Annotated in this window: 6 protein-coding genes and 2 pseudogenes; 4 read left to right on the forward strand and 4 right to left on the reverse strand. The window is 58.3% G+C overall.

Annotated elements, in window-relative coordinates; translation table 11 throughout:
* Positions 1–13 precede the first annotated feature (13 nt).
* Positions 14–856 (reverse strand): annotated as a pseudogene (locus L4G42_RS20655) (transporter substrate-binding domain-containing protein).
* A gap of 413 nt (positions 857–1,269) precedes the next feature.
* Between L4G42_RS20655 and L4G42_RS20660 the strand changes: the two are divergent.
* Positions 1,270–2,124 carry a LysR substrate-binding domain-containing protein gene (locus L4G42_RS20660; protein ID WP_237252385.1) on the forward strand — a complete coding sequence of 285 codons (855 nt, stop codon included), beginning with the start codon at positions 1,270–1,272 and terminating at the stop codon, positions 2,122–2,124.
* 25 nt (positions 2,125–2,149) lie between these two features.
* Here the strand turns inward: L4G42_RS20660 and L4G42_RS20665 are convergent, their stop codons facing one another.
* The 3 genes and pseudogenes from L4G42_RS20665 to L4G42_RS20675 form a co-directional block, all read right to left on the reverse strand.
* Positions 2,150–2,872 carry an alpha/beta hydrolase gene (locus L4G42_RS20665; protein WP_237261168.1) on the reverse strand — a complete coding sequence of 241 codons (723 nt, stop codon included), beginning with the start codon at positions 2,870–2,872 and terminating at the stop codon, positions 2,150–2,152.
* A 127-nt stretch (positions 2,873–2,999) separates the two neighbouring features.
* The gene (locus L4G42_RS20670) at positions 3,000–4,325 is read right to left on the reverse strand and encodes an LLM class flavin-dependent oxidoreductase (RefSeq protein ID WP_237252381.1); all 1,326 of its coding nucleotides are present in this window, start codon (positions 4,323–4,325) and stop codon (positions 3,000–3,002) included.
* A 15-nt stretch (positions 4,326–4,340) separates the two neighbouring features.
* Positions 4,341–5,281, reverse strand: a pseudogene (locus L4G42_RS20675) (aliphatic sulfonate ABC transporter substrate-binding protein).
* A 208-nt stretch (positions 5,282–5,489) separates the two neighbouring features.
* Here L4G42_RS20675 and L4G42_RS20680 point away from each other — a divergent pair.
* From L4G42_RS20680 to L4G42_RS20690, 3 genes are all read left to right on the forward strand, one after another.
* A complete protein-coding gene (locus L4G42_RS20680; protein ID WP_237252379.1) occupies positions 5,490–5,933 on the forward strand; it encodes a hemerythrin domain-containing protein in 444 nt (147 codons plus the stop codon).
* A gap of 412 nt (positions 5,934–6,345) precedes the next feature.
* The gene (locus L4G42_RS20685; protein WP_237261170.1) at positions 6,346–11,013 is read left to right on the forward strand and encodes an RHS repeat-associated core domain-containing protein; all 4,668 of its coding nucleotides are present in this window, start codon (positions 6,346–6,348) and stop codon (positions 11,011–11,013) included.
* A gap of 612 nt (positions 11,014–11,625) precedes the next feature.
* Positions 11,626–12,624, forward strand: coding sequence for an ankyrin repeat domain-containing protein (locus L4G42_RS20690; RefSeq protein WP_237252377.1), 999 nt, complete (start codon positions 11,626–11,628; stop codon positions 12,622–12,624).
* The last annotated feature ends 130 nt before the right edge of the window (positions 12,625–12,754 follow it).

Raw genomic sequence — 12,754 nt, forward strand, 5'->3', positions numbered from 1 at the left:
TCAAGCCGCAAGATCAAGCGCCCGCGGCCTGGAACTTGTCGTGCAGTTCGACCAGCGCAGGTGACGGCGGGCTGATGTGATGGCGCTTTTCCGCGTCGATCAACCAGCCCGTGCGGTGCCAGCCTTTGACGATCGTGTCGAGTTTCGCCTGGGTGTCGGTCTCGCCGGGGCGCGTCCAGATCACCGACGGCGCAGGATTGAGTTCGGGACTGATAGCGCGGTAGTTCTGCCATTCAGGGCTGTCGGCCACTAACGGATTGATCAGCGTGGCGTCGTGCACCGCCGCGACGCAGTTGTTGCCGCGCAGGGCCAGGAGGGATTCCGACGAGCTTTTGAATGCTTTCAGTTCAGCGCCGAATTCGGTCAGCGGCTTGACGTAGCTGCTGCCCTGGGACGTGCAGACCGGCTGGCCCTTGAGGTCTTCCCAGCGGGTGATCTTGCTGTCTTTGAGCACCGCCGCCGTGCCGCCGACACGATAGAACGGTGTTGGCACAAACCCCAGCTGCTGGCCGCGCTCGGCGGTCCACTCCATGTTGGCGATCTACAGATCGACCTTGCCCTGTTGCAAGAACTGCACGCGGTTGGCCGGCAGTACGGGCACCAGCTCAACCTCGGCGCCGAGCTGGCGTCCTATGTCTTCGGCGAGGTCTACGTTCAGGCCCTTGGGTTTCTGCGTCGTCGGGTCAATAGAGCCAAACGGGCCGCCGGACAGCAGCACACCCACCACCACGCGGTGGCGCTGTTCGATCTTGTCCAGGGTGGCGTCGGCCTGAGCGGCGAAACTGGCGCCAAGTGTGGCCAGCGTTGCGACGAAAAGCGGCAGGCACCGAGCGACTGGCGAGCGCGTGTATGGCATGGACTTCCCCTGGAATGATCATCGGCTCGGCGCTTTCAGATGAGCGCCTGTGTGATTGCATCCTAGGGTTGGTGGGCGGCTAACGGAAATTCAAATATCAAATATGGTTATAACTTTCTGGTTTTAGGTGTCAGAGCAAAAAGGCATAAGCCTTATTTTATTGGGTCTTATCGATATTTTTAAAAACAGGGCTTTCCCCATTCATAAAATTCCGTAATGTATTAGCCCGTTCAGCTGATGTAATACGCACCGGTAGGAGCGTGGCTTGTCCCGCGATCGGCGGGGAACCCGTCGTCAACCCAGCGAATGCATTACACCTGAGGCTACCGAGCGGTCTGATTCTACTGACGGTACCCGACAGATCGCGGGACAAGCCACGCTCCTACAGAACTGACGCTTACAGGATAGAAAACATGTCCTCGACCCTAGACCTCGAACTGCTGCGCACTTTCGTCGCCGTCGTCGATCACCACAGCTTCGCGGGCGCCGGGGCGCAGCTGTCGCGCACGCAGTCGTCGGTGACCCAACACATGCAGCGCCTGGAGCAACAGATTGGCGTCAGCCTGTTCCAGAAACAGGGCCGTCAGAAGCAACTCACCGAACCCGGTCGGCAGCTGTTACGGCACGCCCGGCAGATGCTCTCGCTGAACGACGACGCGCTCAACTCGCTGCGCGAAAGCAGCCTGAGCGGCGTGCTGCGTATCGGCTCGCCCCACGACATCGCCGACACCATCTTGCCGCCCATCCTCAGCCACATCGCCCGTTCGGCGCCGAAGCTGCGACTGGAGATCGATGTCGGTCGGAGCCCGTTTCTGATGGAGGATTTGCATCGCGGCAAGGTTGACATGGTGATTTCAACCCGCGAGGATCCGGCGCTGGAAGGGTTTGCCCTGCGCACTTCGCCGGTCTGGTGGATCTGTTCGGCGCAGTACCTGCACGTCCCGGGCGAACCGATCCCCCTCATTCTGGTGGATGAGCCCAGCATTTATCGGCGTTACGCCATCGAAGCGCTGGAGCGCGCCGACATCGCCTGGCGTCAGGCGTACCTGGCGTCGAACCTGATCGGCATCAAAGCCGCCACGCGCGCGGGCCTTGGCGTCACGGCGCGCAGCATGGAGATGCTCGGGCCGGACATGCGGGTACTGGGGGAAGCCGACGGCCTGCCTAGGATGCCCGACGTCACCTATCACCTGTGGATTCGTCCCAATACGGTGAATCCGCTGGCACGCCGGGCGTATGAGTTGATTCGTGGCAGTCAGGGCCTCTAGCGGCCCTGGCCTCTTCAGCGTCGAATCATTTTTGCAGTTGCGCTTCCAGCCAGTGCTTCAAGTCCGCCACTTCAGCCGTTGTAATCGTATGCCCTGCCCCGGCGTAGGCATGAAACTCGGGGACGATCAGCAGATTCTCCAGCACTGCCTTGGCGTCGGTCGCCCCCGAGTAAGGCACGCGGGTGTCGGCCGAGCCGTGGCCGATGAACACCTTGAGTGGCTTCAGGCGCTCGTCGGGTTCAAGGCGTGAATGGAGGGACGCGAGAATCTTGCCACTCAAGGGTGCGATGCCGTGCACCAGTTCCGGGTATTGCAGGCCGATCTGGTAGCTCATCATCGCGCCCTGGCTGAAGCCGACCAGGATCACTTTATCGGGCTGGGTCTGGTATTTCTCGGTGGCCTGCTGGATGAAGGTGCGCAGCAGATCGGTGCTTTTATCGACATCGCTCGTCATGCCTTCGTATTCGGCCTGATCGGTGTCCTGGGTGAACCACTTGTAGCCGCCGCCGTCGACTTCCTGCGGCGCACGCACGGAGAGGTAGGTGTCATTCGGGGAGAGATTGTTTTTGATATCGAGCAGGTCGCGCCCGTCGCTGCCATAGCCGTGCAGGAAAATGATCAGGGGTTTGTCTTTGGATTCAGCGGGCGCCGCTGCCAGATACGGCAGGGCAAGATCGGTGAGCAGCGCGGGTTCTGCGTGGGCCATGCCGGTGAACACACACAGCAGCGCGGCGAAAAACTTCATCATTAGCGTGAGCCTTTTTGCGAAAAACGTTGGGCTCATCATACGCAGCATGTCGCGAATGTCAGCCCGTTAGTCATCGGGTGGAGCTGTCGGGGGGCTGTACGGGTGATGGATTTCATTGGGGCCGGGTTCACGACTCCAAGGCCCCTAACCCCAAATGCTCACGCAGGGTCGAGCCTTCGTAGGCGGTGCGAAACAGCCCTTTGCGTTGCAGGTGTGGAATGACGCTCTCGACAAACTCGCTGAACGAGCCCGGCAAATACGCCGGGGAAATCACGAACCCGTCGCAACCGCCCAACGTGAACATCTCCGCCAGTTGATCGGCGATCTGCGCCCCCGTGCCGACCAGTTGCGGCACCCGAACGCTGCTGGCGAAAATCCTGCCCAATTCCTCCAGCGTCGTGTCCGGTCCCTGCATCAGCAGCTTTTCCGCCGCAGCGGGCGGTATCGACGGCGAGCGTGCGATCTCCGCCAGGGTCGCGGACAGCGGAAACGGTGAGAGATCCACGTTCAGTTGCGACGCCAGCGTGACCAGCCCCAGTTCGGGCCGCGCCAGTGCGTTGTGCTTGTCGCGCTTGGCCCGTGCTTCGGCTTCGCTGCCGCCAATGAACGGCATCACTGCCGTCAGCACTTTGCAGTTGTCGGCGTCGCGGCCTTGCTGCACGACCTGTTCGCGCACGTCCTGGCGAAACGCGTGCATGGCCTTGAGGTGCGGGTGAATGGTGAAAATCGCCTCGGCCCAGCGCGCGCCGAAACGCCGTCCACGCCCCGACGAACCCGCCTGAATGAGTACCGGCCGCCCTTGCGGGGTGCGCGGGATGTTCAGCGGCCCTTCAACCTTGAACCACTCGCCGTGATGCTGCACCGAGGTGATTTTCGACGGGTCGGCCAGCACGCCGCTTTCCCGGTCCAGCTTCAACGCATCCGGCGCCCAGCTGCGCCACAACTTAAGCGCCACTTCGACGAACTCGTCAGCGCGGTCGTAGCGCAGGTCGTGCTCAAGGTGCTTGTCCTTGCCGAACAGGCGCCCTTCGCTGTCGTTCATCGACGTGACGATGTTCCAGGCAGCGCGGCCTTTGGACAGATGATCGAGGGTGGCGAACTCCCGGGCGATATGCGCAGGCTCGTAGTACGTCGTCGAGCGGGTGGCGCCGAGGCCCAGCTTGCTCGTTTGCCCGACCAGATAGGACAGAATCGGCAGCGGGTCCAGACGCGTCGCATCCTGCGCGCCATAACGCAGGGCCACGTCCCGCGACCCGCCCATCTGGTCGCCCACCGCCAGCCGATCGGCGAAGAACAGAAAATCGAACAGCCCCTCCTCCACCACTCGCGCCGTACGGGCGTAATACTCCGGATCAAGGTAGTGACCAACCGTCTCGGGATGGCGCCAGACCGCATGACTGTGGACGACCGGCCCGGTCAGCAGGAAGGCCGACAGGTGAATGTGACGACTCATGATCGCGCTCCTGACTTATTGGGCGTGCGGGGTCCAGACAGCGATGTCGGACACCTTCAGCGCTTTGGGATCATCCCGGCTTCGAAATAGAAGTTGGCGATGCGCTGCTGTTCGGCCAGTTCATCCACCTTGACCGGGACGATGTCGTAACTGCGCCGGCTGTTGGCTAGTTCAACGGTCTGCGGCGGGATGTTGCCCCACAGCGGCGCCAGGTTCGCCGCCGCTTCCTGGGGATGACCTTTCACCCACTGCCCGGCCTGATGCAGGGTGTCGAACACCACTTGCAGTACCTCGGGATGCGCCTTGGCGAAACTTGTGTTGGCCACGTAAAAACGGTTGTAGTTGGCAATGCCGCCGGAGCCGTCGGTCAGCACGCGGACATGATGCTCACGTTGCTGGGTCGCCAAAAACGGGTCCCAGATCGCCCAGGCGTCGACGTTGCCGCTGGCAAATGCGGCGACCCCGTCGGGGGCCTCCAGGTAAATCGGCTTGATGTCCTTAAGGGTCAGCCCGGCGCTTTTAAGCGCAGAAATCAATAGAAAATGACTGCCCGAGCCCTTCGACACCGCGACGGATTTGCCCTTGAGATCAGCAACGCTGCGAATCGGTGAGCTGTCCGGGACGATGATGGCCTGCGCCGTCGGGGAAGGATTCTCACGGGCGTAGTAGGTCAGCGGTGCATTCGCCGCCTGCGTGAACAAGGCAAACGCATCGGCGACGTCGGCATGCAGGTCCACACTGCCGGCATTCATCGCGCTGAGCAGTCCGCTGCTGAATTCATGCCATTTGACGGTGAAGCCCAGCGGCTTGAGTCGTTCCTCCAACTGGCCGTCGTTCTTGAGCAGGATCCACAGCGTGGACGAACGCTGATAACCGATATTGATGACCTGCTCGGCGTGAGCGGTAACGGTCGCGAGCATTAACGCGGCGGCCACGATGATCTTTCGCAGGGACATGAGAATCCTTGAACGGGCGCAGGAGGAGCGCTCAGTACGAAAACGAATGAGCACATCGGAGCAGCTTCACTTTCATTATAAAAAACGATGTAGGTTATGAAAGAAACTTATAGATCTATGCATATGCCCGAAGCGCAACGGAACGGCTGAATACCCGCTGCGGTCTAGGGATAAGCACATCAGTCCGTCGCCGAACCAAGGAGCACCCGTGAACATTTTCGAAGCCCTGAGAGAGAGTCATGACCGGCAACGCGGCTATGCCGATGCCTTGATCCAAACCCATGGCGACAGTGAGGAGCGTGTCGAGGTCTACAAACAGCTGAAAGCTGAACTGCAGGCCCACGAAACCGCCGAAGAGCGCTTCTTCTATATCCCGCTGATGCAGTACGACAACGGTGTCGATCTCAGTCGCCATGCCATTTCCGAGCACCATGAAATGGACGAAATGATGGAAGAGCTCGACGAAACCGAGATGTCCAGCCCGTCATGGATGGCCACGGCCAAGAAGCTGTCGGAGAAGGTCCACCACCACCTGAAGGAAGAAGAGCAGAAGTTCTTCCAGTCGGCGGGCAAACTGCTGGACGACCAGCAAAAGCAATCGCTGGCCCGTGAGTATCACAAGGAGTATGAGGAGCAACTGGCTAAAGCTTAAGCCGCTCCGAATGCTCAAAGCCCCGACTTTTCGGGGCTTTTTTTGGCTGTTTTTCGCTGCCGCATTTTGTTGGCGATGCGGTGTTTTCGCTGAAGACCGGCGGGGTGCGGTTTTGGCGGAGTGCGCAAGAAGTTGCTCACTCGTTTGGTAAAAGCTGGGTGGGTGATGCTCCGCAGCCCACGTCTTTTTTGGCGTGCAGGCGACTGCGCAAGAAGTTGCGCAGGGGTGCGCAACTTCTTGCGCACTTTTTCTTTGTTTTAGGGTTTAGCGTTCGCTTAACCCTACCGTTATTTCTCTTAAGTTATTGATTTTGTTTGGATAATTAATATCTGGCATAGCCCTTGATATCTCCGTGGCCCCCGGATTGGCATTCACGCCTTTTCGGATGGTTTTTTGAGCACGGAGAGCATCCTTGGCAAACCCCGCAGTGACGTCCGGCAGCGACGCAAATAACGAGCCTCAGGTGGCGATCGTTCCGCTTGATCTGATTCAGCTCGAGGACGTGGGAGCGGGTGCGGCCAATGTCGATGCCTGGCTGCAGGACATCAGCGGCGGGGTTGTCTCGCTTGAGCGGATCAAGAGCGCTGCCGGGTTTTTGCCTGTGGTGGGCAACATCATGGCGCTGGTGGATGCGCTGAATGACATCGTCCGGCTGGCGACCAGTGAGAAGCGCGATCCGCTGGATTGGGTCAGTTTGGGCATCAATCTGATTGGGGTGCTGCCGACGCCGCCGACCATGGCGGCAGCGCGGATGAGCCTGCGGCCGACGCTGTTTCTGGTGCGTCAGGAGATGCGTCAGGCGGGCAAGATGGTGCTTGGCGATTCACTGATCGAGGTGCTGATCGGGCACCTCAATGCGGACATCATCGGGACGCTTGATGATTTTTTAACTCAGGCGCAGACCAAGCTTGCTGGCATTCTCGATGACGCGGGAAAGCTCGGCGAAGGCGTGCTGAACGAGATCGCCAAGGGTCTGGAAAGCGTGATCAACGGCGATCTCGATGCCGAGGGCAATCTGATCGAGGCGGTGCAGCTGATCAGCGAGGGGCGCAAGCAGTGGGACTACGATCCCAAAGGCGCGATTTCCAACATCTTCATCGCGGTTGCCGATGTTTACATCGCAGCCGGCCAAAAAATCGTCAACGGCACCGTCGAACATCTTGTGCCTGAAGCGCTGAAGGACCCGGTACGCAGGCAGGCGAAAGCGTTGCGTGCCATGGGCTCGGAGCTTCGCACTCAGATAAATCGTCTGGCAGATCCTGGGGCTCAGCACTCGATCGGTTCGCTGCTGCAGATGTTGGCTGGGGCGGTTGTTAGTTGGCGTTCCCGCAATGGGCATGGGCAGGCCTTCAACATCAAGCCCGGGGTGGTTAATCAGGCCAAGCGCCGGGCCGGCGAAGGCAAGCTCGAAGTTGTTCAGCACGAGAGGCCTGCCAAGGGCCGGCCCAACGAGCAGAAGAATTGTGCCTGTGCTTCTACGGCCCACAGCATCAGCTTTGCGATGGGCTCGGAGTCGGTCAGTCACACCGATTTCAGCCTGCCGGGGCCGTTTCCCATTGAGTGGACGCGGACTTACTGTTCGAGTCTGGATGCCTACGATCATGACGTGGTGGGGGCGCGTTGGATTACGCCGTTTACCACACGCTTTGATCTCGTTGGCGACGGCCTGGTATTTCACGACGCTGATGGCCGCAGTCATGAATTCCCCCTTCCCAAGGTCAAGCTGTTTCACTTCAACGCCATCGAAAATCTGACCGTCGTTCGCCTCAGCAAAGATCGGTTAGTGCTGATGCGGGGGCTTGAGCACAGGGAAACCTATGTACGGCGGGGTGATCGTTTTGTATTGATCAACAAGGTGTTGCCCAATGGCGCCGGGGTCATGCTGCATTACGAGCATCGGCACGGTGGGGATTCGGTGCTCTCCGAGTTGGTTACTTACTCGGAGAAGGATGTAAATAAATTCCATCTTCGCCTGGGCACTTTGGTTGATGACCAGGGGCGGTTGACCGGCCTTTGGGAAGTTCGTGACGGCGACGTTAAACGCCAACTGTGCGCGTATCAGTACGATGATTCTGGCGACCTTGTTCTGGCTCAGGACGAGAACGGCGCTGCGTGGCGTTATCAGTATCAAAACCATCTCATCACTCGGTACACCGACCGCACCAATCGTGGTTTGAACCTGCAATGGCAAGGCACGGGTTCAGACGCCAAGGCCGTGCGCGAATGGGCCGACGACGGGAGTTTCGACACGCGGCTGGCGTGGGATGAAAACATCCGCCTTACCTACGTCACTGATGCCCTCGGCCACGAAACCCGGCACTACTACGACAGCCTCGGCTACACCTATCGCATTTGCCACGCGGATGGGCGTTCGGAGTGGTTCTTCCGTGATGCGGCGAAGAACATCATTCGCCATGTGCACACCGACGGCAGTACCGACCGGTATCGCTACGATCAACTGAGCAACCTCACCGAGCACACCCGCGCTGATCACAGCGTCATCAATTACGCTTACGACGATAAAAGTCATCTGATCAAAATCAGTGATGGCGAGGGTGGGTTGTGGAAACGGGACTACGACCTTCGCGGAAATCTCGTTGAAGCGATCGATCCGCTAGAGAACACCACCGAATACGCCTACAACAAGTTTGGTCTTCCTACATCCATCAAGGACGCTAACGGCAACACGAAGGCGTTGGCCTACAACGATGCCGGACAACTCGTTAAGTACACCGACTGCTCGGGGAAGGTGAGTAGCTGGGAATACGACGATCGCGGCCAGATGGTTCGCTTCACCGACCCTGCCGGGCACAGCACGACGTACGAGTACAAATTAGGTCAGCTGGTCCTGATCAAGCACCCCGACAAGACAGAAGAGCGATTCAGCCGCGACGCCGAAGGTCGCCTGCTCGCCCACTCCGACGGCCTGGAACGCTGCACCACGTGGCGCTACACCGCGGCAGGCTTTATTACCGAACGCGTCGACGCCGCCGAGCAAACCCTGCGCTATCGATGGGACAAGCTCGGCCGGCTGGTGGCGCTGGAAAACGAAAACGAACGCCGCGCCCACTTTCACTACGATCCAGTCGGGCGACTGCTGGAAGAGCGCGGCTTCGACGGGCGCAGCACTCGTTACCAGTACGACCCGGAAACCGGGCGCCTTGCCGAGACTATCAACGGCCAGCGCACCATCGCACTGACCTTCGACCCCATGGGCCGCCTGACCGAACGCCGCGCCACCCTCGGCGAAAAGTCCCAAAGCGAAACTTTTGCCTACGACGGCAACGGCCATCTGGTCATGGCGACCAACGCCGCCAGCCGGCTGCAACGGTTCCATGACCCAGCAGGCAACCTGCTGCGCGAGCATCAGCATTATTCAAATCTTGATAAACCCCTGGTTGCGGTCTGGCAGCATGAATACGACGCTCTAAACAACCGCGTCGCGACCGTTCGCCCGGACGGTCACCGCGTCAGTTGGCTGACCTACGGCAGCGGCCATCTGCTGGGATTGAGGCTCGACGAGCATGAACTGGTCAGCTACGAACGCGATGACCTGCACCGAGAGGTCGCCCGCCATCAAGGCAACAGCTTGCTGCAAACCCAAAGCTGGGACCCAGCGGGACGCCTTCAAGAACAACTACTGGGCCGAGCAGACGACAAATCCACGCTCATAAAACGTGCCTACACCTACGACGCCGCCGGCCAACTCACCGACATCAATGACAGCCGTCGCGGCCAACTAAGTTATCGCTACGACCCGGTCAGCCGCCTGCTCGCCGCAACGAGCCGCCTGGGCACCGAAACCTTCGCCTTCGACCCTGCAAGCAACCTGCTCAACGACAGCGCCGCACCCGTCCGCCGTCCACTCGACCCCGAACCTGTCCGCCACAAACTGATCGATAACCTGCTGCGTGACTACGCTGGCAACCACTACGAGTACGACGAACGCGGCAACCAGACCGAGCGCTGGACCAACGGCTTGCGCAGTGAACTGCACTGGGATCTCTTTGATCGCCTCGTACACTTCTGCGATCCGCGCCTCACCGTCGACTTCGGCTACGACCCCCTTGGACGTCGCCTCTACAAACTCTCCAAAGCCCACTACAGGCCACGCCCCGAAGCCGGCACCGGCTGGAACGAAAACGAACACGCCCGCAAGCAACGCGAGCTTGGCTGCGGCTTCACCCTGTACGGCTGGGATGGCGACAACCTCGCCTGGGAAAGCAGCCCGCCGCCATACGCTGGCGCACTCGGCCGAACCGTCCACTACATCCACGAGCCCGGCACCTTTGTCCCGGTGGCCCAGGCCATCCGCCACGAAACCATCCGCCTCGTGAGCCAGCCGACCTACCAAGGTCGCTACAACTTCAAAGAAGACCCGCTGTGGACCTACAAACCCGTCGCACTGCCAATCGACGTCCTCGCCTGGTACCAATGCGACCACCTCGGCACGCCGCAGGAAATCACTGACCAAAACGGCAACACCGCCTGGAGCGCCCAGTACAAAGCGTGGGGCGAAGCGCAAGAACAGCGTTCTGAACTCGCCCAACAGATCGGCCTGACCAACCCGATCCGGTTCCAAGGTCAGTACCACGACCACGAGACCGGCCTGCACTACAACCGCCATCGGTACTATGATCCAAGGGTCGGGCGGTTCATCAGTAAGGATCCGATTGGCTACAGTGGTGGGCTGAACCTCTACCACTACGTGCCAAATCCCACGGGTTGGATCGACCCGCTGGGACTTTCAGCTTCCTCAGATCTACCAAGAATGAAAGGTCGGAGCGTTGCCAGAGCAGGAGTAATGCTGGAAAGCGCCGGATTCTCAAAAATAAAGGATAACGGTGTGAATGAAATGTGGACTCATAAGGACGGATCCGAGGTGCGAGTCCACAAATACGGCAACCAGAACCCTTGCCGCTACAAGTCAGGTAACAATGCGCACATACACAAAGAGGACCCATCTGAAAACCAGCTTGACGATCAAGGGGAGATAACAACCAATCCAGACAAGTACCATATTGGTATTCGTAACCCTAAAGATTTACCTATCGTCCGGGGGAGGCCACACGGACTATGAGCTATGAATTCAGATTAGTATTCGCGGACTCGCTTTCAGCTCGCAATGTCCTTGACTCGGTAAAAACCAGTACGGCATACATTGGTGGAGCTGGTGAATGTATTTACTTAAAAGAACTGAGTGTGAAAAGTGAAGCGGCTTATGATGCGAGACTAACACTAGAGGGCTCTAATTCGCTCTGGCTCGAAGTAGGCTTTCGATCCCCTAATTTGTACGAGTTGCTGAGGGCTGCAGTTGGCACCAAACAATACAGATGCTTAGAGGGTGGGGAACAAGATGATGAAGTTCCGTTATATAAGGCCTTTCGTCTTAAGCATCCTCCAACAGTACAAAGGAGCTAAAGGGGACGGACCCCTTTAACTCCTTGAATTCGCCGAACAAGTCGGCCTGACCAATCCGATCCGATTCCAGGGTCAATACCACGACCACGAAACCGGCCAGCACTCACCAAGGAGCTCAAATCAACCGTTCGCTGGCCGCTCCAATTTACATAAACAAAAAGGAACAGCTTCTTTAATTTTCGTTAATTATTGATCCAATTGGGAGATTCATTCGCCTCAAATCTAACCACAACCAATTAACACCCTAAGCTTTCACCCTATGAGATATTGCATGCTTACCTATAAACTCGACTTCAACTTCTACACAGCCTGCGCCCTGGCCTTCGCCTTACTCTCGGGCTCAGCTATGGCCCAAGGTGTACCGGAGAAGGATCTAGCCCGTCAACTAGACAATGCGGTGATGGAATACGCTTACTCTAAGGACGCCGCAGACCTGGCTACCGTCAATACATTGCTAGCGAGCGGCGCACGACCGGACACTAAGATTTTGTGGCATGCAACCTATTACCAACGGCCTGATCTGGTTGATCGCCTACTTGAATTTCCTATTGATGTGAACCGTACCCTTGATACCAGCGGAGAAACCGTCCTGCTAACTGCACTTAGGCACGGCAAAGACCCTCAAGTATCACAGGATGAATTAAAAATCGTGGAGAGTCTGCTCAAGGCCGGCGCCAATCCTAATGTTATTGCGCATGCGGGAACGACTACACCACTCAAAGCGGCACTCGAAGCACAGCGATTTCCCCAGCCGGAGCTCGTCAAAATGTTGCTGCATTACGGTGCTGACCCCAAGCTTTTGAGTCCTCAGCGGTTCTCCCCGCTGATGGGTAAAGGGGCTACCAATATTGAAGTCATCAAACTGTTGATCGCAGCCGGCACCGATCCTTATGGTGTCAGCAAGGTTGCTTCAACCCCACTCCATTATGTCTGTACGCGATCTTTTGAGCTGAACGATCAGCCGGATCCGCAAGCTGCAGAGCGCATAGCCCTATTACACAAAAAAGGAACCTCGATTGATGCACTTCCACCACAAGAGAAGCCGTGGCCCATTGGTACGCCGTTGGCGGAAAACTCGATGAGCCGTAACCCCGATTGTATTAAAGCGCTAATGGACGCCGGGGCCAGCAAAGATGCACCGGCCTTCACGCCAGAATATGTGGCTAAATTTCCAGAACTGAAGGGTCAAACGGTCCGCGAGCACGTACTCAAATCAGCCAAGAGCTCACCAATCCTGTATTCCGAGGCTGTTTTAAAACTATTTGAATGACAGTCTCCCAGCCGAGTGGCGCATTTCAGTCTGACCGGGACGCCCTTTTTTAGATTTTATACACGCGACCATCGACCTTGACTGACCATCGCCCACCCCCACTCCAAAACGCAAAAAGCCCCGAAAAATC

This window comes from Pseudomonas petrae, from assembly GCF_021728295.1.
In the GTDB taxonomy this organism is placed as follows: Bacteria; Pseudomonadota; Gammaproteobacteria; order Pseudomonadales; family Pseudomonadaceae; genus Aquipseudomonas; species Aquipseudomonas petrae.

Coding starts and splice junctions, on each gene's coding strand:
- L4G42_RS20660 (WP_237252385.1), top strand. CDS start 1,270: ATGTCCTCGACCCTAGACCTCGAACTGCTGCGCACTTTCGTCGCCGTC.
- L4G42_RS20665 (WP_237261168.1), bottom strand. CDS start 2,872: ATGATGAAGTTTTTCGCCGCGCTGCTGTGTGTGTTCACCGGCATGGCC.
- L4G42_RS20670 (WP_237252381.1), bottom strand. CDS start 4,325: ATGAGTCGTCACATTCACCTGTCGGCCTTCCTGCTGACCGGGCCGGTC.
- L4G42_RS20690 (WP_237252377.1), top strand. CDS start 11,626: ATGCTTACCTATAAACTCGACTTCAACTTCTACACAGCCTGCGCCCTG.